The 26,054-nt window shown below is 44.2% G+C and carries 19 protein-coding genes and 1 pseudogene; 9 read left to right on the forward strand and 11 right to left on the reverse strand.

The window, feature by feature from the left end:
• Nucleotides 1-221: 221 nt before the first annotated feature.
• From DFP81_RS08765 to DFP81_RS08775, 3 genes and pseudogenes are all read left to right on the forward strand, one after another.
• Nucleotides 222-1,082: an ABC transporter substrate-binding protein gene (locus DFP81_RS08765; protein WP_115897399.1), complete on the forward strand. Its 861-nt coding sequence runs from the start codon at nucleotides 222-224 to the stop codon at nucleotides 1,080-1,082.
• Nucleotides 1,083-1,369: 287 nt separating this feature from the next.
• A pseudogene (locus tag DFP81_RS18340) lies at nucleotides 1,370-2,248 on the forward strand (TAXI family TRAP transporter solute-binding subunit).
• Between the two features lie 15 nt (nucleotides 2,249-2,263).
• Nucleotides 2,264-4,051, forward strand: coding sequence for a TRAP transporter permease (locus tag DFP81_RS08775; RefSeq protein ID WP_115897400.1), 1,788 nt, complete (start codon nucleotides 2,264-2,266; stop codon nucleotides 4,049-4,051).
• A 198-nt stretch (nucleotides 4,052-4,249) separates the two neighbouring features.
• Here the strand turns inward: DFP81_RS08775 and DFP81_RS08785 are convergent, their stop codons facing one another.
• Complete coding sequence (locus DFP81_RS08785; RefSeq protein WP_115897623.1) at nucleotides 4,250-5,194, reverse strand: LysR family transcriptional regulator; 945 nt, start codon at nucleotides 5,192-5,194, stop codon at nucleotides 4,250-4,252.
• Nucleotides 5,195-5,301: 107 nt separating this feature from the next.
• On the opposite strand from DFP81_RS08785, the gene DFP81_RS08790 reads away from it, so the two are divergent.
• Complete coding sequence (locus DFP81_RS08790) at nucleotides 5,302-6,513, forward strand: MFS transporter (RefSeq protein WP_115897402.1); 1,212 nt, start codon at nucleotides 5,302-5,304, stop codon at nucleotides 6,511-6,513.
• Nucleotides 6,514-6,615: 102 nt separating this feature from the next.
• Here the strand turns inward: DFP81_RS08790 and DFP81_RS08795 are convergent, their stop codons facing one another.
• The gene (locus tag DFP81_RS08795; protein WP_115897403.1) at nucleotides 6,616-8,574 is read right to left on the reverse strand and encodes a methyl-accepting chemotaxis protein; all 1,959 of its coding nucleotides are present in this window, start codon (nucleotides 8,572-8,574) and stop codon (nucleotides 6,616-6,618) included.
• A 315-nt stretch (nucleotides 8,575-8,889) separates the two neighbouring features.
• On the opposite strand from DFP81_RS08795, the gene DFP81_RS08800 reads away from it, so the two are divergent.
• Both DFP81_RS08800 and DFP81_RS08805 read left to right on the forward strand, forming a co-directional pair.
• Nucleotides 8,890-9,657: a transporter substrate-binding domain-containing protein gene (locus DFP81_RS08800; protein WP_115897404.1), complete on the forward strand. Its 768-nt coding sequence runs from the start codon at nucleotides 8,890-8,892 to the stop codon at nucleotides 9,655-9,657.
• A 142-nt stretch (nucleotides 9,658-9,799) separates the two neighbouring features.
• The gene (locus DFP81_RS08805) at nucleotides 9,800-10,561 is read left to right on the forward strand and encodes a sulfite exporter TauE/SafE family protein (protein ID WP_115897405.1); all 762 of its coding nucleotides are present in this window, start codon (nucleotides 9,800-9,802) and stop codon (nucleotides 10,559-10,561) included.
• A gap of 57 nt (nucleotides 10,562-10,618) precedes the next feature.
• On the opposite strand, the gene DFP81_RS08810 is transcribed toward DFP81_RS08805, so the two are convergent.
• From DFP81_RS08810 to DFP81_RS18515, 3 genes are all read right to left on the reverse strand, one after another.
• Complete coding sequence (locus tag DFP81_RS08810; protein ID WP_115897406.1) at nucleotides 10,619-11,947, reverse strand: hypothetical protein; 1,329 nt, start codon at nucleotides 11,945-11,947, stop codon at nucleotides 10,619-10,621.
• A 340-nt stretch (nucleotides 11,948-12,287) separates the two neighbouring features.
• Complete coding sequence (locus DFP81_RS08815) at nucleotides 12,288-13,418, reverse strand: hypothetical protein (RefSeq protein ID WP_115897407.1); 1,131 nt, start codon at nucleotides 13,416-13,418, stop codon at nucleotides 12,288-12,290.
• A gap of 156 nt (nucleotides 13,419-13,574) precedes the next feature.
• Entirely contained in the window at nucleotides 13,575-14,879 is a 1,305-nt protein-coding gene (locus DFP81_RS18515) for a methyl-accepting chemotaxis protein (protein ID WP_115897408.1), read from the reverse strand.
• A 194-nt stretch (nucleotides 14,880-15,073) separates the two neighbouring features.
• On the opposite strand from DFP81_RS18515, the gene DFP81_RS08825 reads away from it, so the two are divergent.
• A complete protein-coding gene (locus tag DFP81_RS08825) occupies nucleotides 15,074-15,304 on the forward strand; it encodes a DUF1272 domain-containing protein (RefSeq protein WP_115897409.1) in 231 nt (76 codons plus the stop codon).
• Nucleotides 15,305-15,524: 220 nt separating this feature from the next.
• The gene (locus DFP81_RS08830; RefSeq protein WP_115897410.1) at nucleotides 15,525-17,171 is read left to right on the forward strand and encodes a methyl-accepting chemotaxis protein; all 1,647 of its coding nucleotides are present in this window, start codon (nucleotides 15,525-15,527) and stop codon (nucleotides 17,169-17,171) included.
• 116 nt (nucleotides 17,172-17,287) lie between these two features.
• Here DFP81_RS08830 and DFP81_RS08835 read toward each other — a convergent pair whose 3' ends face one another.
• The 5 genes from DFP81_RS08835 to DFP81_RS08855 all read right to left on the reverse strand — a co-directional run bounded on the left by DFP81_RS08835 (nucleotide 17,288) and on the right by DFP81_RS08855 (nucleotide 22,430).
• Nucleotides 17,288-17,932, reverse strand: coding sequence for a response regulator transcription factor (locus tag DFP81_RS08835; protein WP_115897411.1), 645 nt, complete (start codon nucleotides 17,930-17,932; stop codon nucleotides 17,288-17,290).
• A 24-nt stretch (nucleotides 17,933-17,956) separates the two neighbouring features.
• Nucleotides 17,957-19,318: a cache domain-containing protein gene (locus DFP81_RS08840; protein ID WP_115897412.1), complete on the reverse strand. Its 1,362-nt coding sequence runs from the start codon at nucleotides 19,316-19,318 to the stop codon at nucleotides 17,957-17,959.
• A 106-nt stretch (nucleotides 19,319-19,424) separates the two neighbouring features.
• Complete coding sequence (locus DFP81_RS08845; protein WP_115897413.1) at nucleotides 19,425-20,714, reverse strand: TRAP transporter large permease; 1,290 nt, start codon at nucleotides 20,712-20,714, stop codon at nucleotides 19,425-19,427.
• Nucleotides 20,715-20,747: 33 nt separating this feature from the next.
• Entirely contained in the window at nucleotides 20,748-21,287 is a 540-nt protein-coding gene (locus DFP81_RS08850; RefSeq protein ID WP_115897414.1) for a TRAP transporter small permease subunit, read from the reverse strand.
• 57 nt (nucleotides 21,288-21,344) lie between these two features.
• Complete coding sequence (locus tag DFP81_RS08855) at nucleotides 21,345-22,430, reverse strand: TRAP transporter substrate-binding protein (RefSeq protein WP_115897415.1); 1,086 nt, start codon at nucleotides 22,428-22,430, stop codon at nucleotides 21,345-21,347.
• A gap of 410 nt (nucleotides 22,431-22,840) precedes the next feature.
• Between DFP81_RS08855 and DFP81_RS08860 the strand changes: the two genes are divergently transcribed.
• Nucleotides 22,841-24,466 carry an EAL domain-containing protein gene (locus DFP81_RS08860; protein WP_115897416.1) on the forward strand — a complete coding sequence of 542 codons (1,626 nt, stop codon included), beginning with the start codon at nucleotides 22,841-22,843 and terminating at the stop codon, nucleotides 24,464-24,466.
• 88 nt (nucleotides 24,467-24,554) lie between these two features.
• Here DFP81_RS08860 and sstT read toward each other — a convergent pair whose 3' ends face one another.
• On the reverse strand, nucleotides 24,555-25,772 hold the full coding sequence (gene sstT, locus DFP81_RS08865) for a serine/threonine transporter SstT (protein ID WP_115897624.1): 1,218 nt from the start codon (nucleotides 25,770-25,772) through the stop codon (nucleotides 24,555-24,557).
• Nucleotides 25,773-26,054 lie beyond the last annotated feature (282 nt).

Here is a 26,054-nt window from a genome sequence, read left to right on the forward strand (position 1 = left end):
ATGAGTTAAATACATATTAATTGACCTTTCGGTCAAAGTTTTTCATGATTTTACTGTAAAAATCATCTCTGCGATGCTCAAACCATAAAAAAAGATCCGCTCTCACTAGGCTGTTTTATAGAACGCAACACCGCGTCCCTCGTTCGAGGACTTCCGACTTATTAACATTGTGGGATAATGATTCTCATTTATTACAATAACCAAATGAGTCGGAGAGTTAAATGAAGGTAAAAAGTATCGTTGCTTCAAGTGCGTTAATCCTAGCCAGCCAAATCGCGATGGCAGCGCAACCTGAGCGTATTGTGAGCTTTGATTATGGTAGTTTGGACACGCTAACAGAGCTAGGCTTAAGCAGCCAAGTTGTCGCGGTTCCTAAACAAACGTTACCGGATTATTTAGCGGAATATAACACAGACAAATACACGGATGTGGGCAACGCTAAAAACATCGATATTAAAGCTGCAGGCAGCGCAAATCCGACATTAATTATGATCAGTGGCCGCCAAAAAAGCCACGAAGAAGAGCTTAAGAAAATCGCCCCTGTTGAAAATGTGAGCTTTGATAATAAAGATTACTGGAAAAACTTTACCGCCCAAGTTGAGCATATTGGTCAACAATTTGGCGTAGAAGATAAAGCGCAAGCCGCACTTACTAATTTGCATACCAATATCGATAAGTTAAAAGCCAAAGTTGGCCCTGACAAACATTTTGTTTTAGTTCTGCATAACAATGGCCATTTGATTATGGGTAATTACCCTGTCGTTGAGCAGGTCATGGGGCTTACACCTGCGAAACTACCTGCCGGTGTAGAAACGAAGAAACGTGGTAACCGTAGCTTCACACCACTAACACCTGCGAACATTGTGGCGATGAAGCCAGATGTATTGTACGTAGTAGATCGCAGTGTCGCCATTAATAAGCCTGAAGAAGCACTAGACCTAGCAGCACTTAAACAAAAGCTAGTAGAACTGGGCGGCAAAGACATTAAAGTCAGCAACCTGAACCCTGCTTTGTGGTACATCTCAGGCAACGGCCTAGAGAGCGTTTATCTGCAAGCAAAAGAAGTCGCTAGCGCCTTCTAACTCACTGGCAAACAGACAAAAAATCAAAAATGGCGATAAGGGCAACCTTATCGCCATTTTTTTCTCACAACGGCCCATTATTGATTTTATGCCACTGCTATTGATAGAAGAGATAAGCCATTCTGTTATAAAAAGATATGAGCTACATTACAGAGGAAGTCATACCGATTAGAAATTAACCTATCCCGTCTCGCGCAATACACAAATAAAAATAACAGGGAGAAAATATGTTTAAAACATTGTTCATTGCCAGTTCACTATGTGCCGCTCTCATGACTACCCCAGTCATGGCGACAGAACGAATCTCTATTGGTACTGGCGGTACCGGCGGTCTGTTTTATGTTATTGGCGCAGGCATTTCTGAAATACTTAACAAGTACATGGATAACACCACTGCCCGTGCCGAAGTAACAGGAGCGTCAATCGAAAACAATCATCGTGTTGCTGCAGGCCAGATGACGCTAGGGCTATCCTCTTCTTCCACACTATTTGAAGCAAAAAATGGCTTAGGCCCTTTCTAAGCAAGTGGCCCCTTAGACGTTGCAGCGATTGCTTATTTATATCCTGCCGTGTTGCAAGTAGCGACGACCTCTAACACCAATATTCATAGTTTTGAACAACTTAAAGGAAAGCGTGTCAGTGTAGGGCCTCCGGGCAGTAATGCTGCGGTCTTGGCAACGCGTTTATTGCAAGAATATGGGGTTTTCAGTGACATAACACCACGCTTCTTATCTTATACTGAAGGGGTAAAAGCACTGATTAATGGGCAAGTAGATGCCACCGTCGTTTTAGCCGGTGCACCTACCTCTTCATTGATCGACTTGGACTCACAAACACAGATGTCCCTACTTTCTGCCGCACCTGATAAACTTGAAAGTTTGATCGAGAAGTATCCTTTCTATCAAGCCTATTCATTGCCAGCCAATACTTACCCTGATCAAACCAAACCCGTCACTATGATTAATGATCCGGCTATTTTATTTACTCGTGGTAAAGAAGACCAATCAAGTATTTATCAGATCACTAAGACGGTTTTTTCTCACTTAACCGCATTAGGACAGATTCACCCTCAAGCTAAAGCAATTTCACTGACTACGGCAGAACACACCCCCATTGCTTTACACCCAGGAGCACAACAATACTTCGATCAAATAAACACAAAATAAATAGGAGTATCGGCCATGTGGAAAAACACTCTGCAAAGTTTGCTCATCCCATCACTAACAGCAGGAAAGCGGGAGAAGAACCTCGTTTCTTTGTTGTTTAGTCTTATTGCCATCAGCATTGCAGGGTTGGTTTTATATGGCGCTTATTATGGCGGTATTACCGCTTTACTATTGAGATCCTCTTTCTTTTCTCTTGTCGCATCTGCTGCTATGTTGCTTTATGGGCTGCGCTATCAACACGCTATTCAACGTAGTGTATTTTATCTGTTAGCTGTCATAGCTCTGATTCCTGGTCCTTACCTATGGGAACACTACATCGATATTATTATGCGCGGAGCTATGTCGATTGGGATGGATTTATGGATTTTTATCGCGCTCATTACCGTGATATTTATATTCGTTCGTATGGCGGTAGGCTGGGCACTAATTACATTAATGACGCTGGCTTTTCTTTATGCGTATTTTGGTTATCTCATACCAGGAAAATACGGCCATAGTGGTTATGACCTGAGTCGTTTAACCTCTACATTAATGCTCTCTACAGAAGGTGTTTACGGCGTGCCTATGGGAGTGGCAGTTGAGTATATTTTTCTCTTTGGCTTATTCGGGGCCATTTTAACCAAAATTGGCACAGGAGAAGTGTTTGTCGATATTGCACGAGGATTAACAGGCAGAGTTCAAGGTGGCCCTGGTTTATCTGCTGCTTTATCCAGTGCCTTACTAGGCTCTCTCAATGGCAGTGCCGTCGCGAACGTTGTCACAACAGGTACCTTTACTATTCCTCTGATGAAGCGAGTGGGGTACAGCGCGAAACTGGCTGGCGCGATCGAAGCTGCCGCCTCCTCGGCAGGGCAAATTATGCCTCCTGTCATGGGAGCGGCGGCGTTTTTGATGGCTGAAATGATCGGCATCCCTTACGCAGAAGTGGCTCTAGCGGCTCTGGTTCCTGCCCTTTTGTACATCCTAGCACTAATGATTTCTGTTCGTCTGGAAGCGGGTCGCCTAGGTTTAGAGCGCGACCCTGAAGCAGGCTGGAGGCTGTTACTCGCCACACTCAAAACGAAATTTTATCTGCTGCTGCCACTGGTTATACTGATTGCTCTCATGGTATCAGGAAAATCGCCAACCCAAGCCGCGGTGATGGGGATTATTACTGGACTGTTAGTCTGTCCATGGAAAAAAACTACTCGTCTGAACCTAATAGACCTCATTGCGGCCTGCAAAGAGACGCTTTTATCAACCTTACCTATTGTTGCCGCTGTTGCTGCAGCTGGCGTTATTATTGGCATATTGAATTTAACCGGCATGGGACTCATGCTATCTGGCTTGATTATTGAGCTAGGGGACGGCAACTTATGGGCCGTACTGTTATTAACCGCCTTAGCCTCTTTTGTTCTCGGTATGGGGTTACCCACTTCCGCAGCGTATTTATTACTCGCTGTCCTGGTTGCACCAGCAATGACACAGCTGGGAATGGCAACGCTTTCTGCCCATATGTTTATTTTCTATTTTGGTTTGGTATCAGCCATCACTCCACCAGTGGCTTTGGCGGCTTATGCCGCGGCGACTATTTCCGGAGCCAAGCCTAATGAAACAGCCATCGAATCTATGCGCTTAGGCTTTGTGAAATTACTGGTGCCTTTCTTATTTGTTACCATGCCCGGCATACTACTAATCGGCTCCACATCCAGCATCATTGCTGCTATCACCTTTGCGACACTGGCAACTGCTGCCATGAGTATCGGCTTTTCTGGTTGGCTGTATGAGCACTTAGCTTGGGGGGGTACGCTCTTTGTATATTAGCTCTGCCATTTTGATTGCGTGGCCTGCGGCCGCTACCGATGCTTCGCTTCTGGTTATTTTCGCACGCAGTATTGGTGTGACCATTTTGCTCGCATTATTGGTTAAAAACTATATAGATTCTAAGCTAAACCATTGCGCTAGAAACAGCCTAAACAACGCCAATACGAACGAAATATAATCTGCACTTTGCTGAGATCATTACGCTCTTGGACTTGGCGGTCTGGCGCCCACTAAGGTGGGCATAACTTCTCGGATGAGTTCAAAAAACTTTCTTAAGCGAGCTGGGTAATAGCTCGCATAAGGGTAAACAAGATAAACCGGTAACGGGTCGGCACGCCATTCTGGTAGCAGCTGTACGAGTTCCCCTGAAGCCAGATCATCATTGACCATCCAAGCTGATGAAACGCCAACACCAACCCCTGATAGCACAGTATTACGTAATGCATATAGGCTGTCTGTAACGAATCTGGGGGTAAATTCAAGGTCTCGGTTGATCCCTTGTGCAGCGCATTTCAAAGTGACCTTATTGCGATAAAAAGTACTTAGCGCTACCCAAGGCAATCTTGCTAACTCATCAACCGTTTTGACATCAGGATAATCAGCCAGTAACGCGGGCGACGCCACGACAATACGTGGCACTTCAGCTAATAAAATAGCCACCATAGATGAGTCGGTAATTTCACCCACACGAATGGCGCAGTCAATCCCATCATTAATAAAGTCAGGTGAATGGTCATTGAGCATCCACTCCACAGAAATTTGCCCATGCTCTGCAAGATAGCGCACTAAGGGAGCAATCAACTGATCTTGTCCGAACGCATGGGGAGCTCGAACTTTTAGCGTGCCAACCGGCTCATCATTGGCATTAATAAGGTCTTCTTCTAATGCATCCCAGCTTGCGATCAGCTGTTTTGCATGCTGATAACAACGCTCTCCATCGTCGGTCAGCTTCATCGCATGCGTTGTACGCATAATCAACTTAGCGCCTAACCTAGCTTCCAAAGATTTTAGACGACGGCTGACCGTTGGTTGTGTGGTATTAAGTTGTAATGCCGCCGCTGACAAGCTACCGCTTTCCACGATACGAACAAAAGTTTGCATCATTTCTATACGGTCGATGCCACCTGATTTGATTTTTTTCATACGCTTAACGTATATCAGTTTTACCTTTGCTGTGGCTACCAATTTTTTCCTAAAAAGGCTAAAAATAATCGAATCCTAACCGCTTCTTATCAGAACGAGATCCTATTATGTCTTTGCAAACAAGCTCTATTGGAACTTCCCAGCAGGAAGAAGCAGGACCTTCACGCTCGCTTCTTTTCAGCCTAGCGGTCGGCGCAGGGTTAAGTGTGGCTGCGATTTATTACAATCAGCCTATGCTCGGTAACATTGGCCAAGACTTTCACGCCAACGTCAGCACAACTGGCCTGGTTCCTACCTTGACTCAGATCGGTTATGCGTTAGGCATTTTGCTGCTGATCCCATTAGGAGACCGCTTTAACCGCCGCCATGTTATTTTAGCCAAAGGTCTAATGCTCACCCTAGCGCTCATTCTATGTTCTTTTATGCCTTCTTTAAATGGCATGTTAGTCGCTAGTTTGATCATTGGTATTATGGCAACCATGGCTCAGGATATAGTGCCAACCGCGGCCATATTAGCGCCCGACGCGCAGCGTGGTAAAGCCGTTGGTACTGTCATGACAGGATTGTTAATCGGGATTCTATTATCACGAGTAGTAAGCGGCGTAGTCACAGAAGTTGTCGGGTGGCGTGTTATGTATCAAGCGGCGGCGGCCAGCATTTTGGCTATTTCCTTGGTACTTTGGCGGGTGTTACCAAATCTAGAAGTCCAAACCCGCGTCAGCTACTTCAAACTGATGCGCTCCATGCTAACCTTATGGATCCTTCACCCTACCTTGCGTCGAGCCGCATTTTCACAAGGCTTACTGGCCCTTGCCTTTAGTGCATTTTGGTCCACACTGGCGGTCATGCTCCAGCAGAATTATGGCTTTGGCAGTGCGACCGCAGGAGCCTTCGGGTTAGCTGGCGCAGCTGGTGCTTTGGCGGCCCCGCTGGCAGGCAGACTGACGGATAAACAAGGCCCTTCTCGAGTCACACAAGTGGGAGCCGCTTTGGTTGTGTTTTCCTTTGTGATTATGTTCTACCTACCCTATCTGTCGGTTAATGGGCAAATCGCGTTAATTTTAGTATCAGCCTTTGGTTTTGATTTTGGCGTTCAAGCGGCGCTCGTCTCTCACCAAACTTTAATTTATGGCATAGACCCGACGGCACGCGGCCGCCTTAACGCGTTATTTTTCACCTGTATGTTTATTGGTATGGCGGTGGGCTCTGCATTAGGCAGTCTGGCGTTGATGAGTTTAGGTTGGAGTGGTGTCGTATCATTAGCGACGATTGCTGGCATTTTAAGCTTAATCATTCGTATGACTGAGCGCTCTGAATAAACCCAAACGCCCATCTGGCTAAAAACCTTGTGGGCGTTGGCTTCATCCTAGCTTAGTCGCGCAGCTAGCGACTAAGCCCATGTCTGAGTTTCTTATCAGTTATTAATGACTCGACTTAAATTTCTCTACCATACCTTGCAAATCATTGGATAACTTATTCAATGCGGTTGCGGTTTGTGATACTTGCTCAGAGAGGTTATTCGATTTCACAGTACCATCATGAATAACAATCACATTAGTGTTAATTTCTTCTGCCACCAAATGCTGTTCTTCGGCTGATGCACTGATCTGAATCATCATGTCTTTGATACTCAAAACAGACGCTAAAATTTGTTCGAACACAGTGTAAGTCTGTGCGGCAAGATCCACCGATCCTTTCGCGACATCCACACTATGCGCCATTTTACCTGCCGATACGTTCGTTTGCTGCTGCAAGCGTGTGAGTAGCTTATCAATTTCATCCGTCGATTCTGCCGTACGACCAGCCAAGGTACGGACCTCATCCGCCACTACCGCAAAGCCGCGTCCATATTCTCCGGCGCGCGCCGCTTCAATGGCCGCATTCAAAGCAAGTAAGTTAGTTTGCTCGGCAATGGCTTTAATCGTATCCAGAATACTAACAATGTTATTGGATTCTTCTGATAATGCTTTCATTGAGTCATTCGAACTGAGCAATTCTGTTTCTAGACCTTTCAATGAATCCATGGTTTCTTGAATCAGTTTATTGCCTTCTTGAACTTGCTGTTCACTGCTTTCAGCCGCACTCGCCGCTGTACTGCAGTTCGAAGCCACTTCATTTGCCGTCGCTACCATTTCATTGAACGCGGTAGACACATGATCGACTGAGTTCACCTGATGGGAGACGACTGATGTTAACTCAGACGATAAATCGTCAGAGCGTTGCGCCACGTCGCTAATCTGATGACAGGAAGATTTTGCATGACTAATGATGCCATCAATGGATGCCACAAACTGATTAAACGCGGCCGCCATTTGTGCCGATTCGTCATTACCTTTTACTTCTAAGCGCTGCGTTAAATCCCCTTCGCCTTGGCTAATGTCTTCTAGACGAGCGGCCATCACTTTAATTGGTCGAATGACGATATTGGCAAGCACGGAGCCAATCACCACAAAAATGACAATCATGACTAAGGCAATCAGCAGCGTCATCATTAGCAAGTTATTGGCTTCGCCATAAACGACTTTCGCAGGCACAAAGCCAATCAATTTCCAACCTAAAACAGGCGATATATGAACCCGTGCAAACCAGTCTTGCCCATCAATTTGAATATGCTGAAGCTCCTCACTTGAGGTCAGCTCGCCATACGGAATGGAGGCCTGATCCAGTGCTTTAAAGTTATTTTCAGGGTCTTTTGGATCCGCTAGGATGGTACCTGTGTCTTCCACCATCACGACATAACCCTCACCACCAAAATTCACTGTGGACAATAACTCTGTCAGCTTTTGCAAGGTCACATCAACACCGACGGTGCCTTCGAAGCCATCTTTACCGTCAAACCCCTGTACATAATCCACCAGTGGCGCACCTGTTGATAAATCCTTATAGGCAGGAATTCGTACGGCTTTATCCTTGCTATTAATAGAACGCTGATACCAATCTCTAACCAGTGGATTGTAATTATCAACACTGTTTCCTTTCGGCCACTGCAAATACCCCTTGTCGTTTGACCCTAACCAAATAAACTTCAAATCAGGATGGGTCTGGCCAAATGCATCCATTAAGGCAAAGGCTGCCTGCTCTTTTTCAGAGTTTTGATCTGGTGTCATTTGCTGTGATTTTTTACCGTAATAACTAGTAATGCTGCCTGGGGTAAGATCTGTCAGCACTTGGGTACGCGAAAAAAATGCGGCGTTTTCCGCTAGATTATTTAGGTACATGGAGAATAAAGAATCGACATGTCCCATTTCTAACTGGCTTTGACGCGAAAAGTCAGCCAGTGCATTCGAGCGGACGCTCCCTATAATTACCGCTGAAATAATAAACACAGGCAAAATTACTCCTGCCGCCACTAACGCAATAATCTTCGACCGAACTGTCATTGAGACCTCTCATGAACTAACCAAAAAGGGGGGGTAAGCTTTATAGAACAATCACTAAAGATCCAAAGACCCCCGGACTTTTTGCTGGAATAGAAATAAAGTTTGCGATTATCTCCCTTAATCGCTGACCGATTAACTTACTTATCGGCAACCTCTTTAATAGCATAAGGTAAAAATAATCGATTTTTTGCACATTGTCAGTTGATATTTACACTATTGAAAGAGAGACTCGATAAAGTTGGCGTATTCTATGCTTTCGGTTATCGTCACCCTGCTAATTTTTTATTCTCTTATTTGGAACCCACAAAACACCTTATGAAACGCACAGCTGCTTTTATATTAATAACATCGGCACTAACTTTTAGTGCATTTGCTCAAGCCGATCGTCTTGAAGAGATTCAGAAACAAGGCTATATCACAGTAGGAACAACGGGGGATTACACCCCTTTTTCGCATTACGACGGCAGTAAATTCACCGGTTATGACATTGATGTTGCAAAGTATTTCGCTAAAGAAATGGGTGTCGAAGTAAAGTTTGTTCAGACCACATGGAAAAACCTAGTTCCGGATCTACAAAACAACAAGTATGACATTGCAATGGGTGGGATTACACGCCGGACGTCCCGTCAAATGGCCGCGGACATTTCCCAAGGCTATATGACATTTGGTAAATGTTTCCTTGTTGCTAGTGGAAAACGCGACGCATTCGACACCCTAGCAGAAGTCAATCGCCCAGAAGTCAGAGTCGGCGTGAACATTGGCGGCACCAATGAAAAGTTCGCTGAGCAATACCTGCCTAATGCCACCCTGGTGCGCTTCGAAAACAATCTGGATGTACCCAAAGCCGTTGCGAGCGGCAAGGTCGATGTAATGATAACGGAAACGCCAGAAGCACTTTATTACCAAGTAACTAATAATAAACTAGAGGCGTCTCGGGCAGATAACCCATTCACAAAAAGCCAATTTGGTTATTTAATTCCAGCTGGTGAACAGCGTCTATTGAATACGGTAAATTTCATGATGGATGAAATGCAGTTAAAAGGCATTGATGAGCAAATAATGAAAGAAAACCATCTGCAATAAACGCGCTTTAGAACGCCTTTATTTGCTTTATATTGATTATAAAACCTAGTACCGCACTCTTTGCTTCACATAAAACTAGGTTTCTTAGTAGTATCCTTGCTCAATATTTTTTGTTTGCCTTGATTGATGTAAGGATACTCTTTTGGACTACAGCCTCTTCACCGTCTCGCTCTTGATCGGAACTGGATTTATTGCCGGTATTATTAATACACTTGCCGGTGGCGGCTCTAACTTAACCCTGCCCGCACTGATGGTCATGGGAATGCCGGCCGATATTGCCAATGCAACCAATCGGGTCGGTGTCTTCTTACAAAACCTCACTGCGGTAGCGGGTTTTAAAAAAGCGAAAAAGCTCGACAGTGCCGACATCATGCCAGTTATGATTCCGTCTTTACTGGGTGGCGTCGTCGGCGCATTTGCCGCCAGTTATGCCCCTGAAGCCTGGCTAAAACCTTTATTATTAAGCGCTATGATAGGCATGACCGTGATCATGATAGTGCGTCCCGCGTTAATCGCACCTCCTGCTGGCACAGTGCCTTTCAAAGTATCCGAAAAACCCAGCGCTTGGGTGGCACTATTTATTGCCGGTGTATACGGTGGTTTTGTTCAAGCGGGCGTGGGCTTTATTCTGATTGCAGCATTGGCTGGTACACTGCGTTATGACCTAGTGCGCACCAATGCGTTAAAAATGGTCTGTACTATCGGCTTTACTGCATTGGCATTAGGGGTATTTATTTGGAATGATCAAATCCTTTGGGTTCCTGGCTTGATCCTGGCCTCTGGCACCATGTTAGGCTCTCATCTCGCCGTTAAATTCGCCATTAAAGCCAACCCCAAACACCTTAAGTGGTTCCTGTTTGTAATGACTGTCTGTGGCAGTGCTGCGGCCTTGCTAAGTGACTAATACAGTAAGCTAAAGCCGCGAAACAAGCGCCGTCCCTTAGACGGCCCCTTTCTGCGCTTAAACACCAATCGTCCAAGCGAGGAAAAACATCGCCACCGCCACCACTAACGACAGCACCACCCCATACAACAAATTAGCACGTGCGAGCTGGAAATTATCCACAGCGTATTTACCAGCCACCGACAAATTAATCCCTGATAGTGGACTAATTGCCGTTCCCACCCCCCAAGAGCAAAGACATACAAAAGCCAGTAAGGTGTTATTCGCGCCTTCAGCGGGCACCAATGAACTCATTAAGGAAATACCCACAATCGGGTGCAAGCCTAATAAAGCGATGCCACAGATACCGATAAAACAAGCAAATGCCTCTACAAAACCAAACGAGTCAAACAAGGACCAACTCTCTCCAAGCGCACCAGCAAGTGCCAAACTCACCGCTTTCGTCAGCAAACCTGCAGATAAAAACAAAGACACTTCATTCGCCATATTAGGCAGGCGAATATGAATATGGTCTTCCAGCCTCTGTTTGGTATATCGAGAGCCACTCTTAACAAGCAACAGGGTAATAACCGAAATCGGGCTTAATAAGGTAACGATCGACAAAATAGCCAAATCAGGCATGATAAAATAATGAAACACCAACACTGAGCTGGCTAAACTAATAGGAAACAACAAAGCATGAAACGCCAAAGGAAAGCCCGCAAACTCTGCTAATGTGCCCTTCTTGTTAAACTCCCATAAAGAAATCAGACAAGACATCACTGCCATTGGCACACCAATAATGGCTAATTGGTGAAACTCCGCATTAGGCGCAACCGACAAGGCCACCGCCATAGAAGCAAAAAATGGTGACCAAAAGCCTGCACTGGTCAGGGCTCGTATCAATATAGAGTATTGTGGCTGAGACAAAGACCCCGTATTTCGTTGTAGTTTATCCCCTACCAAAAACACGGAAGACATATTAATAACAGCCCCTAACACATGCACACTAGACCAAGTGCTCAGCACGCCTTTTACACCGAGAATCGGCGTTTTTTGCTTAACCGAATCTGGTAATAACCCCAGTAAAGATACCCCTGAGAGCATGGCAACAATACCTAAATTACCCTCTATTAGGGAAAAGAAATCCAAATCTACATCATAAAAATAGGCGACAACCAGAGCGATAATAGCCACCCCAAGTAACAGCCTAATTTGCTTTTTATTACGAGGGTTTAGCCTTGGCCAAGCGATGATAAAAACAGACCAATAGCAGCAAGCAGATAACATATAAGCCCAACTTGCGCCTGGAATAATAGACACTAAAAACAAGCCGCATGCCAACGCAACACCATAGCCAGAAAGCTTGTGCAACAAAAGAGCGGAACCGTCTTGGTGACAAAACATAAGATGCCTTAATGAAAACGAGTAGGAGAAAATGCTAAAGCATTAATAAAAGTTGATTCGCCTGTCACCCTTCAGCCATGAGTCGCATGGCTGCAGCTAAAGCCACCTGCTGATGCCCAAAAGCACGCCAAATGACGGAATTGAGAACACTAAAGCTAAATGACAGGTAAATAATCAGGTAACGTCAGACGATGTCTCAGCCAAACGTGCCCTTCAACAAGTGGACCGAGTTCTGCCCCATCTTGTATAGACAATGCTACCTCTTCTCACTGAACTGGAGAAGCGAAAACAGCTGATTGAAACAAGGGCTTTTTCTAAAGCCTATGCAAAGGCAAAGTCTCTAATTATCACAGGCGAGTGTCCCTATATCAGATAAAACAGCGTAGTAAACAAGACCTGACTGAGGCGTTTTAGTTAGGCCGCTTTCTTTAAAGTCCTCTAGAGAGATATCAGGAGCGGTGAAATAGCCCCGAGATGAAATAGACGTACTGAAGTTTAATGCAGCCTCAAGCGCGATGTTCTGCTCGCTGGTTAATGCGTTTTTAAGCGATGCCAGCTCAGCAGGAGAGACAGCTAATGCGGCTTGTAAGGATAATGACGTATCTTGATTTGCATTATAGTAAAGCTCTTTGGCCGCCAATGTCATAGTCACAATCTTCATTCGCTTGTAACTTGGCAAATTCTTAAGCAGCTCTAACTCTTTACAAGAGCTTTGATAGCGCTCCAAAACCAGCCCATTAACAATCGTATAACCAGCGCTAGACCGCTCAGCTCCACCATTGGCTTTATTGTTTTCATTGACTACAGCTCCTGAAGTTAAGGTGTAGTTCTCTGACCAATTGTAAACCAGTCGATTCGGCAAGTTCATCAATAGCTCTACTTTACTTCTCGCCTCAATCAAATTCTCGTACGCCGTATTTTTCGCGACGCCCTTTTCTGCACAAGCATCTCCTCCTTGATCTTGTTGGCATTGGAGATCATTTAATACCGCTGTAGCGTATAGAACAGCTTGTGTTTTTTCTGTATTAACAGTGTTCATTAATTCCATGATGGAGTCTTTCGGAAGCGCCTCTTCAGTTATGGCATTCGAGTCCTTTTGCAGTGTTTTTACCAACTCAGCAGTAGGCTGGTAGACTTCTCTGTAGATCTTTCCTTCTCGTAATTGAGTATTGCCCTCTTCTTTGACCTCTTTATCTTCTTTGTCTAAAAACAAACTTCCAGCCAATAAGCAATTACTGTTAAAAGGGGAACGAAATCGACTTGCAATACAAACTTGTCCAGCGCGAACACCAAGCTGTCCATTCATGGACACATAGGTTGTCTGCAAAGGATGCTCTGTTACCATCCAACGAGAAGGCGTCATCAACACCCCATCATTTTTAGCTGCCACAGTGAGGCTGTCGACCACTGTTAGCTGCGTGTTTGAGCAAGCCACGAGAAAAGGAAATATAACAAGTATTGAATGCTTCATAATTGACGTCCATTTTATAGTGATCCATTCCCTTCGCCTTAACTCATTTTTGTTCAAACATTAATTCCAGTTTGAACAAAACAGCGGATGATCAAGAGAAGAAAGCTAATCATTGCCTTAGGCACTCACTGATAAGTGCCTACTGAGAAATGCTTGCTAAGGTTTCATTTTATCAACCATTTCAACAAACCTTTGTACGCCTTGCGTTATCTCATCTAACCCTCTTGAGACATCTGTAATACTCTCTTTTCCATGTAAAGCGATACCAGATACAGAGCCGAGAATTTGATCCATTACGCTGATCAACTCATGGTTTCGCTCAACAACCTTTGCGATTTCAGCGGTCGCTTCGGAGGTGTTGCTGGCTAAGTGACGAACCTCATCGGCGACCACCGAAAAGCCTCGCCCAGCTTCCCCTGCTCTGGCCGCTTCAATGGCGGCATTGAGTGCTAGTAAATTAGTTTGGTCAGCAATAGATCGAATGGTTACCACTATTTCGGCGATGCTTTTAGATTGTGCTTTGAGCTCTTCTCCAGTCGTTGTTGCACTGCTTACTTTGTCTGCAATATCAATGGAGGTTTTTACCGACTCATTAAGCACTTGCACCGCATTTGAAGCCACTTGGCTGGTTTGCTCTGACGTTGCGGCCGCTAAGTCGATCGCATTGAGTGCCATGGTCACTCGCTCCGTGATATCAGAGGCAAATTTAATGACTTTATAAACTTTTCCTTGTTCATCAAAGATAGGGTTGTAAGTCGCTTCCAACCAAATGAGTTTACCGTTGCCATCAAACCGCTTAAAACGCCCAGAAAAATGTTTGCCATTCGCTAACTGCTGCCAAAAATCAGGGTTATCTTTATAAAAATGCTCATCACAGAAGATTTTATGATGCTTACCTTTAATGCTCTCTAAGTCGTAGCACATGGCCTGCTGAAAGTTTCTATTTGCGGTTAAAATAGTGCCATCAGGAGAAAATTCGATAACAGCTAAAGAACGATCCAATGCACTCAATACAGCATCCTTGTTGTTCAGGTCTGCTTGGGTGTCGGTCACATCATTGGCGATCTTGATGATTTTAGAGACTTGTCTATCTGGCCCAAGAACAGGGAAATAGCTCGCTTCTAAATACACAGGAGTTTGGTTTTTCTTAAAACGTAGAAAATTACCGGTAAAGGATTTGCCCGCCTTTAAATCATCCCAGAAGATTTTATATTCAGGGGATTTTACATACTCTGGCCCGCAAAAAATTCGATGATGTTGGCCGACTATCTCCTCTAATGAAAACCCCATTGCCTCAAGAAAAATAGCGTTCGCATCTAATATAATTCCGTCAGCGCTAAAACTAATGTAAGCCGTGTTTGATTTAATCGCATTGAGCTCATCTTGAACCTGCTGCTGTGCCCCTTCAGGGGCGTTCAATGGTTCGGATTTTACTGTTGCTTTCCGTGTTCCGAATAACATTCCTGTTGCTCCTATTGCCTCTGCATTAATCTACCGCAACCTGAATGGCAACGGCTTAAATCTCCTTTTCAAACTTAGTAAATGAATGCACTAATTGCGAGCAGCTGAAACGACATTGATAACCGAATAGGCGATTTCGCCATGGCTATTACTTCTGCTAATATGAATCAACGACGACCAAGTAGGGACTCAGTATGCTGGCGCTTCGACCAAATTGTGAATGCTGTAATAAAGACCTTCCTCCATCCTCTACTGAGGCCATGATTTGCTCTTTTGAATGCACTTTCTGCTCTGCTTGCGTCGACACGGTATTACATGGGGTATGCCCGAATTGTGGCGGTAATTTTGCCCCTCGCCCGATTCGCCCTGCCAATAAACTTAAGACCAATCCCGCTTCGATTCAGCGCATCCATTCCGCCTGTTAAAGCACTAAATTCACTGTGACTGCAGCGAAATCAAACAAAGCGCATTTTTCACTTGAGAAATCCTTATTAAGGCCATATTCTCCCGATCCATCATCTAATAAAGATATTTGTTAATTTTGGTAACTCGTCCAAAGCACACCACATAAACAGTGCCCAAATAACATTTGGCCGTCTTTATTACTGACTAATTCTCACGCCATCACAACATCAGGAAGATACTGTGTTCAATAAAATGACGCTCAAAACGCAATTTGTTTCTATCATCGCCATTCCCTGTGTCGCTTTACTATTGGTTAGCTGGTGCAGTTTAAGCGGCTTATCCGATATGCAAGATCAAGCAGAGGAGCTCGCGGATAATACCAATATTCCAATGCGCTCTCTGGCTGAAGTGGCTTCACGCATTCCTCGGATGCGCGTCGGTATTGATGTCATTTTGCTGCAAGAAATCTCAGCCATGAAAGACACAAAAGGCGTACAAACCCGCGTTAATGAGACGCGTACTGAAGACATTCCGGAAATGGATCAGGCGCTCCAACAAGCACTAGGCGCCCAGGTTGACCCGCAGATTCAAGCCAAGGTACAAAGCTTAATTGACACCTTTGCCAAGGTGAAACGCAATGAACTGGAGCCTATGCTAAACGCCATAGAAAATGGGGATTTAGCCACGGCACAAGGCATTTATCGCAATCAATACGCCAGCAGCTATGGCGTGATGCGCAAAGCCGTTAATGAGCTTTTAGACCAGCTATTAGACCAAAGCCAAGCCAGCTATTTGGCAAGCAGCAGCAAATATAAAGTCACCCGTAACGAACTCATTAGCGTCATCATCATTGCTTTGGCAGCATCGATATTGCTTGGCTTGATCATTTTACGTAGGTTGAATAAGCGCGTCCGTCATCTACAACAACATATCACTCAAGCCAGTGACAACCTTGATCTAGGCTCTACCATTGAGCTGCTAGGTGACGATGAATTGGCAAACATTGGCCGCCACTTTAATACATTTTCGGACAAAATCCGCAGCGCCATTGAAGCGGTTGCGGAGAACTCTCGACAACTTGCAGACACTGCAAACAATGTGGCTAGCAAGGCCAAAGAAACTCATGATAACGCATTAAACGAGCGCGATCGTACGACCCAAATTGCTACCGCGATTCATCAAATGGGGACCACGGTTGAGAGCATTGCGAGCAATGCCTCGGATGCAGCAAAAGCAGCACAAGAAGCTGACTCGCAAGCAAATCAAGGTGCCAGTTTGGTAGGTCAAGCACGCCAAGGTGTGGTCTCGCTGTCAGAGGAAATCGAACATATCAGTATCGACATCAACTCTTTAGCATCGCAAACCGACTCTATTGGCAGTATTTTAGACACTATACGGAGTATTTCTGAACAAACTAATTTACTCGCCCTTAACGCAGCGATCGAAGCAGCACGGGCCGGCGAACAAGGTAGAGGTTTTGCTGTGGTCGCAGATGAAGTTCGTAACTTAGCCAGTCGCTCTTCTGCCTCCACCGATGAAATACAAAAAATGATTGATCAACTGCAAGCCCAGTCCGCAAAAACGGTATCGACAATCAGCAGTGGCCAAGAGCAAAGTAATTTTGCAGTGGAACAAGCCGGCGATGCAAATAATGCGCTAGTGCAAATCACTTCTCACATTGGCAAAATAAGTGAGATGAACATTCAGGTGGCAAGGGCAACAGAAGAACAATCCCTTGTGGTGACGGAAGTAAGCCAGAATGTGGAAGAAATTAACCAACTTACGGCTGAAACGGCCAACATTGCCGACTCCTTAACCGCTGCTAGTCGCAACTTACAAACTTTATCAAACCAACTCGATAATCTAGTCACGCGATTCAAGCTCTAGGAAAGTTAGCCTATCGTTTAACTCAAACACCCCAAGGTGCTATGCCCTGATCGTAGGGTAAACCTCCTTGGGGTGCTTGCACTCCACTAGCTTGGTTGTTATCACCACGGGACAACTTATTTAATCAGGTCATGCTCAATCGCATATTTCACTAACCCAGCGGAAGAATGGATGTCTAATTTGCGTTTGATATTTTGGCGATGCGTCTCGACTGTACGCACACTAATATTTAAGCGCACGGCAATTTCTTTATTAGAAAAACCGCTCGCCACTTCAACCAACACCGCACTCTCTCTCGGAGATAGGGTTTCTTCTTCCGAAGGAATTTTGGCACTCTCTCCAAATAAGGCATCGGAGGCTTTTGAACTAAAATAGGTGCCACCTTGATGCACCATATTAATCGCCTGAACCAGCTCTTCAGACGACACATCTTTTAGTACGTATCCATTGGCTCCCGATTGAATCAACGACAAAATATATTCTTTATCATTGTGCATGCTGAGCATCAGGATTTTAATATTGGCTTGTTCACTACGAAAGCGCTTGGTTGCTTCAAGTCCATTCAAGACCGGCATAGAGACGTCCATTAACACCAAATCTGGCTGCAATTGCTGTGCTTTTTCAAGCGCCTCAAGCCCATTAGATGCGGTGCCAATAACCTCAATATTTGCTTCCATTTCCAACCGTGCTTGCAGGCCATCTAATACCAACATATGGTCATCCACCAACAACACACGTATTTTCAATGGCTCAATTGTCATTCCAATCTCTCTTTTTATTATGTGTTAGTCCATTATAGGGGAGGTGATCGATAAAATGGCACTGACTTTCGTCCCTTTCTCTTTTTGAGATTGAAAAACAAAGTCACCACCCACTAATTCAATACGCTCACGCATGTTAATTAACCCAATACCTGGCGACAAAGTCGATTGATGAGAACAGCCTCTGCCGTCGTCTAAACATTCAAAAATAACACGCTGCTGCGACTGCCAAACTTGCAGTATGACATTCTTCGCTTGCGAATGTTTTTCAATATTCGTTAACGCTTCTTGGGCAAACCGATATAGGGCGATTTCAATTTCGTCAGGTAATTCGTCTATTACTTTAAAGCTGTACTTTACCTTGATGCGGGTTCTTTCTTGAAACTGGTCTATCAGGCCTTTCAAACCCGTTTCTAAACCAAGGTCATCCAGTACCGTAGGGCGAAGGTCGTGGGAGACCTGACGAATATCATTGATGGTTTGATTGATTAAGCCTTCAGCTTTGATCAACTCCTCTTTAACTACCGCTTTATCATCATCCCGTTGTAACTTGTTGCCCGCCAGCTCTATTCGAAACTTACAAGACACCAGCATTTGATTGATTCCATCATGTAACTCACGCGATAAGCGGCGCTTTTCTAACACTTGCAAACGCATAAAACGCTGCACTAAGGCTTTTAGTCGAGAGTCCGCTAGCTTATGTTCATGCAGGTTAATCGCCAAACCCAATAAAATCACACAAATCAAAGTAATACTCGCGACCACACTAACGAGAAAAAAGCTGCGTCGGATATTAGCATTCATCGTCGCCTTGGCTTTGGCCAACTCTTGATATACATCCCCTAAATAAAGCCCAGTGCCTAGCATCCAGTGCCAACGATCTATCATGATCGCATAGCCAATCTTTTCTTCTTGCTCCATTAAAGGTGGTTTTTCCCAAATATAACGATGAAAGCCTCCCCCGGTTTTGGCCACCGCCATTAAATGTTGAATCAAATAGTTGCCCGACGTGTCTTTAAAGAGCCATAAATTCTCCCCAACCAATTCAGGCTGAGTCGGATGCACTAGGTTCACACCATTACTGTCGTACACAAAAAAATAGCCGTCATCACTATAACGTAATCCCTTTAGTATCGATTTCACTATCTCTTGGGCTTCCATATCTCCTAACGAGTCATCTTCTAAAATAGGACGAATCGCACTCATGGCGATTTCGACATGACTTCTTAACGCTTCTTTTTTGGCATTGACCAAATTAAATTCATAAATAGACAGCTCATCGGCGGCCAGATCCCGCGCTGATTTCTGATTTAAATAAATAATAATGACGGTGGAAACTACTAGCGGAACAACGGCTAGCAGAATGATTTTTATTTTTAGTCCCACGGAAAAGCCTACTTATGATGATAAAAATTTGAATCGCACCCAAAAAAAAGCGGCGCTGCCATTTGCTAAGGCATCGCCGCTTGTTAATAACCAAATTTGGCGGTTATTAGCCCATGCCATACCACTCAGGGAAGATCATAAGACTCGCCAGTACCAAGACTTGAATCAGAATGAAAGGCATCACACCTTTATAAATATCTGTTGTCTTAATTGAACTTGGGGCAACACCTTTGAGATAGAATAAACTAAAACCAAAGGGGGGTGTTAAGAAAGAGGTCTGCAAGTTCATTGCAATCAGGATAGCAAACCACACCATATTGATTCCCAACGCTTCAGCCACCGGTGCCAAGATTGGAACAATGATAAAAGCAATTTCAACAAAGTCGATAAAGAAGCCAAGAATCAAAATAGCGATCATGGCTAAGATAATGAAGCCCCATTTCTCACCAGGTAAATTCAGTAACACTTCTTCAACGATTTGATCGCCACCTGTGTAGCTAAACGCCATGGAAAAGGCCGTCGCACCCATCAAGATAGCAAATACCATAGCAGTCACTTTGACTGTTTCCATGCTACTTGAATAAAGCATTTTCCAATTAAACTTACCGTATAAAAGAGCAAGAATAATCGCACCAACACCACCTAAAGCGGATGACTCTGTTGGCGTGGCAATACCTGAGAAAATAGAACCCAATACTACTAATACCAAAGCAAGCGGTGGAATAATCGCCTTTAACGCACTGATAATCTGCTCTGCGCGCGTTTCATCGTCTAGGTCTTCCGGCAACGCCGGTGCTAACTCAGGTTTAATAAAAGTCAGTATTAAAATGTAAACAATGTAACAGCCGATCAGTACCATGCCAGGCAAGATTGCCGAGTGGAACAAATCGCCCACTGGAATGCCCAATACATCACCCAAAATGATTAAGATGATCGATGGTGGAATGATCTGACCTAAGGTACCTGACGCACAGATGGTGCCGCAGGCAAGGGATTTGTTGTACTTGTACTTGAGCATAACAGGGAGAGAGATAAGCCCCATCGCCACCACACTCGCCCCTACAACACCGGTCGACGCTGCCAATAGGGCGCCTACCAAGATAGTAGAAATCGCCAAGCCGCCACGGACTCGACCAAACAGCTTACCCATCGCTTCCAGCAATTGCTCAGCAAGCTGTGTTTTCTGTAACACAATCCCCATGAAAACAAACAAAGGCACCGCCATCATAGTGGTGTTTTCCATGTAGCTTTGAATCCTGAAAGGCATAAAAGCAAACATGTCAAAACCTTCAGCAAAGACGCCAAAGATCAGTGCAATACCGCCAAAAGTAAAAGCGACAGGGAACCCTAGCATCAACATAGCTAAGGCAACGAAAAACATAATAATTCCAATCATAAATGACCTATATGCAATGAGCTGGAAATGCGCTTAGTGTTGAATCGGTGGGTTCTTAAAGCCATCTTCGCTGATACCGCGAATGGCATTAATAGAACGAATCATCATACCCACGCCACTGATGGCCATGGAGAAAAAAGCAAATGGGATTACCGCTTTAATGATCCAGCGATAAGGAAGACCGCCAGGGTCACCACTGCCCTCGCCTAGGGCAAACGCTTCTTGCGCGTGGCCAACACCGTAATAACCGACTAATAACGTAAACGGCAGCATGAGGAAGGCACAACCTAATAAATCGATCCAAGCACGCTTTTTAATGGACAAATTTTCATAAATTAGATCCACACGAACATGACCACCATGCTGGATACCGTAAGGTATGCCTAATAAGAAAATCGTTGAGTACAGATGCCACTCAAGCTCTTGCATTGCAATCGACACGTCATTGAAGGCATAACGCAATAAGACGTCATAAAAAACATTACACAACAAGGCGATAAGCAAGATAGTTGAAATACTACCAAGCAGGTTAGAGAAACGAGTAATTCCTCTCTCTAGGTTTGTTAAAAACATGCAAAACTCCTAGAAAAGACGCACAACAAACAGGGTTTATTGTGCGTCGTAAGAGGGTTATTCAGAAATACTGTCTAAACTATCAAGGTAAGCACGATCAGAGATGTCCGTCCAAATACGAGCGGTTTTCAGGTACTCTTTTTGCGAGTCTAGAATCTCTTTCGTAAGAGGATCTTTTGCTGCCGCCTCTGCTAACAACTCGTCATTCGCTTGTTTCATGGCTTTGAGGACTGGCGTTGGGAAGGTTTTCACCTGAATATTTGGGAAGTCCGTTTTCATGGTCGCCCAGTTCACACCACTTTCATGGTAAGACTGAATATACATGTCGTAAGCAGACAATTTCATAGAAACACGAAGAATTTCACGTAGGTCATCTGGAAGACGCTTCCAAGTACGCTCGTTCACTAAGAACTGCAACTCAGTCGCAGGCTCATGCCAACCCGTGTAGTAGTAGGGTGCGATTTTATGGAAGCCCATGCGCAAATCAAGAGAAGGACCTACCCACTCCAATGCATCGATGGTGTTACGTTCCAATGCAGTGTATAGCTCACCAGGTGGAATATTGGTTGGTTTCGCGCCCAACTTAGCAAGCACTTCACCAGCAAACCCTGGAATACGCATTTTAAGACCTTTTAGGTCATCCACTGTGTTGATTTCTTTTTTAAACCAACCACCCATTTGCATGCCGGTATTACCACCTGGGAAAGACAATAGGCCAAATGGCTTATACACCTTTTCCATCAGCTTCATGCCGTCTCCTTCGTAGAACCAGCCATATTGCTCAGGGGCGGTCATACCAAAAGGCATGGTCGTGAAGTAAAGCGTGTTGGCGACTTTACCTTTCCAATAATAAGAAGCGGAGTGACCAATATCATATTGACCAGAACGAACCATATCAAAGATACCAAACGGCGCTTTGTGTTTGTTCGCAGAGTCGATGGTGATTTTTAAACGGCCGTTGGACATTTCGTCTGCGATGCGTGCCATATTGCGCGGCGCATCACCAAAGATAGGGAAATTTGTGGTCCATGTTTCTGCCATTTTGAGTTTATATACTCGGTCAGCAGCCGTAGAAGTCATAGAGAAAGTTGTCATAGTCACTGCTGCCGCAGCCACTAATGTGGTGAATTTTAAAGAGTTCATCTTTATGTCCTGTTGTTTATTATTTTTAAAACGGGATCAAGCAGACTGGATAATCGCCTACCCTATCATTGTAAGCTATTCGTACGAATACGGAAAAAAACACATCACAATACGTATTAATACTTAGTACACAATTAAATCACAATAGCTAAAACCAAGATGCGGCGTAAAAACCGAACACTTAAAAAAGTAAAGAGAAGAAGAAAAGTAAGAACACCTAAAAGAGAAAACGACTAAAGTGTTTATTAATGTGTAAAAAACGCTGAGCAAATAAAGATAAGTGTTGTTTTTAACAAAAAACTTCGTATTTACACAAACTGCGCACATTTGTCACAAATATTTTCTATATTATTCGCGATCCCAGAGCCTAGGCTCAATATCAACTTTAAAATATTTGAGCTAGACATCTAATGCATAGAGTTTCTCAACCAGCACCCTCTTTTTTCACTCTGCCGAAGAAAATGCATTGGATGGCATTACTGTCTGGCTTATTGGGCACCATACTCACCATTTGTGTTGTTCATGTCGTCATTATAAGTCACGAAAGAGAATTTCTTCTGGAGTATTCTGAGGCTATCTTGAGTCGGGCACTTAAGGCCAATAAAGAAAGCCGTCTATCGTTAAAGTTTGCTAGTCAATCTCCCTATCCTCAATGTTCTCCACAAGATATGGGATACTTACGTACGGGGCTTTGGGATTTTGACTTTATTCACGATATAGGAAGATTAAAAAACGGTGCGATCGAGTGCTCAGCAGGTTGGGGATTATTAACTCATCAAAGAAACTTACCTCATTCCAGTGAACTAACACCGGATGGTTATCAGTTTTGGAAACAACTTAAAGATATTCCAAAGGAAGGCATCAGCAGTGATGCTGTTGCCCAAGGAAACAGCATTGCCTTTGTTTCCCATTATGTTTTTACCAATTTACCTCGTGTCCCTGAATTTATTTCTGCTGTATTGACCACAAAGCGCAGTGATTACATTTACCAAACATTCGGTGACATCAATAAGCAGCAAACAGTGGCGCTACTATCAGGGGAGCAAGATCCTTTTTTCTGGCTGCCAATAGAAGGAAGAAAAATACATACTGAACTCTGCTCACAAGGCAGCACGGTTGTCTGTACAACAGCGGTAGATTCTCAGTTAGGTATTTTTGGGATCTCATATCTTTATCACACCGTTATTATTGTCATTGGCTTTTTATTTGGCGGCATTACTTCTTTACTCGTCTCTTTTGCCCGTTTGCGCAAACATTCTCTAGGCTCTCATCTGAAAAAAGCCATTGAGAAAAAGCTACTGCATGTTCAATATCAGCCCAAAATACAGTTACAAACAGGTGAGGTTGTAGGCGTTGAAGCCTTGGCACGCTGGAATGACGATACCTATGGGGCGGTTTCTCCTGATGTGTTTATTGCCTTAGCAGAACAAAACAATCTTATTAAGTCGTTAACCAAAGTTATCGTAGAAAAAACATTAATGGATATGCGTGACTATCTTGTTAATAATGAATCCTTCTTTGTCAGTATTAACCTATCCATTCAAGACCTGACAGACACCCAGTTCCTCTCATTCATAGATGACTTGGTAGAGCGTCATGGAATTAAGCAAGAGCAGCTTATTTTTGAAATAACAGAACGTTCAGCTGCCGATCAAGAAGCGATGTCGAACACCACTAAACAATTTATTAAAAAAGGCTATCAAGTATCGTTGGACGATTTTGGTACCGGCTACTCTAACCTTTCTTGGTTAAGTGCTCTTGAAGCAGATGAAATTAAGATAGATAAAATGTTTACCCAAGCCATTGGTACTGACTCTATTAACCAAAACATGCTTAATGGTATTTTTCAGCTGATTGAAAATCTAAAAATGCATGTGGTTTTCGAAGGTATCGAAGATCAATGTGCCGAAGACTATATTCTTGAACGCAGCCCAGATGCTATCGGTCAAGGCTGGCTTTACTCGCGACCTGTAAACGCTGAAGCAATCGGCCAACTACTCACCACCCAGCCGCTTAGAAAAGACAGCAACGAATAACCCCCACAGTGGCACTGTGGCAAAACTCATCAAAAAAGCCGCGTCTAAACAGACGCGGCTTTTTTGCAAAAACACATGGCTCTTACTATTAACGCTGCGCCGCACGACAAGCGGCGGCGGTAAACAACACATCGGTCGAGCTGTTCAGTGCCGTTTCTGCAGAATCCTGCAACACACCAATAATAAAGCCCACAGCCACGACTTGCATTGCCACATCATTTGGGATGTTAAATAAGCTACAGGCCAATGGGATCAACAACAGCGATCCACCAGCTACACCAGAACTGCCACAAGCAGACACAGCCGCTATAACGCTCAGTAAAATGGCCGTGGCAAAATCCACTGGGATACCTAAGGTGTTCACCGCTGCTAGAGTTAATACCGTTATAGTAATAGCAGCCCCTGCCATGTTGATGGTGGCTCCAAGTGGAATCGATACAGAATAGGTGTCTTCATCCAGCTCTAAGCGCTTACATAGATCCATATTTACCGGAATATTCGCTGCGGAACTACGAGTAAAGAACGCGGTGACACCGCTCTCTTTTAGGCATTGAAAAACTAATGGATAAGGGTTTTGACGAGTGCTCAAAAATACCAATAGAGGATTGGTTACTAAAGCAATAAACAACATAGAGCCAATCAGCACTAACAACAAGTGAGAGTAACCTAATAAAGCACTAAAACCTGTGGTTGCAATTGTATTCGCCACCAGACCAAATACGCCAAATGGCGCTAATCGGATCACGAAACCCACTACGGTAGTCACACTATCCGCTAGGTTTTGCAGTAACTCTTTCGTCATTTCAGAAGCGTGACGTAGACCAATACCAAAACACACAGCCCAGGTTAAGATACCAATATAATTACCTTTTACTAAGGCATTCACTGGGTTATCAACCATGTTGAAAAACAAGGTGTGTAATACTTCTGCAATGCCCTGTGGTGCTGAACGACTCAGGTCGGCGGTCACTAAATCCAATTGTGTTGGAAAAGCATAACTAAACAACACAGCAACAAACGCAGCAATTAGTGTACCGGCACCATACAAAACCAACACAGGTCGAATAAAGGTTTGCTCATTTTGCTTATGATTAGCAATCGATGCCATCACCAAAATAAACACCAGAACAGGCGCTATGGCTTTCAGCGCTTTAACAAAAAAGCCACCAAGCAAACCAGCTGACTGAGCAGCACTTGGTAACGCATACGCTAGTGCGATACCACATACGACACCAATGATAATTTGCAGAACCAAGCTGCCTTTCATATAGCGTTGAAACAAGGAGGGGGTCAGATTTGAAGTCATGGGAAAGGATCCATCAAATTTTTTAAGTGGGGCACCATAAAACATCACGCCCCATAAATGAACCATTTGTGGGCACTTTCTTTCCCTATTTTGCAATTTTAAGGATAAATCCTCTTTACTTGACCGATCTCCTCCGCTTCTGGCTCTGACAAATCAGCCCTTCAACACCTAATATTAAGCCTCATGATCACCTCTCTCTTTGGCGATAAGTGCTAATAAACAGCCCCTTCTCTCACTTCCCCTCTGCGCTAGTAAACCACCATAGGCAGTGACCGAGTTCGG

This window comes from Marinomonas pollencensis (assembly GCF_003387375.1).
Lineage (GTDB): Bacteria > Pseudomonadota > Gammaproteobacteria > Pseudomonadales > Marinomonadaceae > Marinomonas > Marinomonas pollencensis.

Coding starts and splice junctions, on each gene's coding strand:
- DFP81_RS08765 (WP_115897399.1), top strand. CDS start 222: ATGAAGGTAAAAAGTATCGTTGCTTCAAGTGCGTTAATCCTAGCCAGC.
- DFP81_RS08775 (WP_115897400.1), top strand. CDS start 2,264: ATGTGGAAAAACACTCTGCAAAGTTTGCTCATCCCATCACTAACAGCA.
- DFP81_RS08785 (WP_115897623.1), bottom strand. CDS start 5,194: ATGAAAAAAATCAAATCAGGTGGCATCGACCGTATAGAAATGATGCAA.
- DFP81_RS08790 (WP_115897402.1), top strand. CDS start 5,302: ATGTCTTTGCAAACAAGCTCTATTGGAACTTCCCAGCAGGAAGAAGCA.
- DFP81_RS08795 (WP_115897403.1), bottom strand. CDS start 8,574: ATGACAGTTCGGTCGAAGATTATTGCGTTAGTGGCGGCAGGAGTAATT.
- DFP81_RS08800 (WP_115897404.1), top strand. CDS start 8,890: ATGAAACGCACAGCTGCTTTTATATTAATAACATCGGCACTAACTTTT.
- DFP81_RS08810 (WP_115897406.1), bottom strand. CDS start 11,947: ATGTTTTGTCACCAAGACGGTTCCGCTCTTTTGTTGCACAAGCTTTCT.
- DFP81_RS08815 (WP_115897407.1), bottom strand. CDS start 13,418: ATGAAGCATTCAATACTTGTTATATTTCCTTTTCTCGTGGCTTGCTCA.
- DFP81_RS18515 (WP_115897408.1), bottom strand. CDS start 14,879: ATGTTATTCGGAACACGGAAAGCAACAGTAAAATCCGAACCATTGAAC.
- DFP81_RS08825 (WP_115897409.1), top strand. CDS start 15,074: ATGCTGGCGCTTCGACCAAATTGTGAATGCTGTAATAAAGACCTTCCT.
- DFP81_RS08835 (WP_115897411.1), bottom strand. CDS start 17,932: ATGACAATTGAGCCATTGAAAATACGTGTGTTGTTGGTGGATGACCAT.
- DFP81_RS08845 (WP_115897413.1), bottom strand. CDS start 20,714: ATGATTGGAATTATTATGTTTTTCGTTGCCTTAGCTATGTTGATGCTA.
- DFP81_RS08850 (WP_115897414.1), bottom strand. CDS start 21,287: ATGTTTTTAACAAACCTAGAGAGAGGAATTACTCGTTTCTCTAACCTG.
- DFP81_RS08855 (WP_115897415.1), bottom strand. CDS start 22,430: ATGAACTCTTTAAAATTCACCACATTAGTGGCTGCGGCAGCAGTGACT.
- DFP81_RS08860 (WP_115897416.1), top strand. CDS start 22,841: ATGCATAGAGTTTCTCAACCAGCACCCTCTTTTTTCACTCTGCCGAAG.
- sstT (WP_115897624.1), bottom strand. CDS start 25,772: ATGACTTCAAATCTGACCCCCTCCTTGTTTCAACGCTATATGAAAGGC.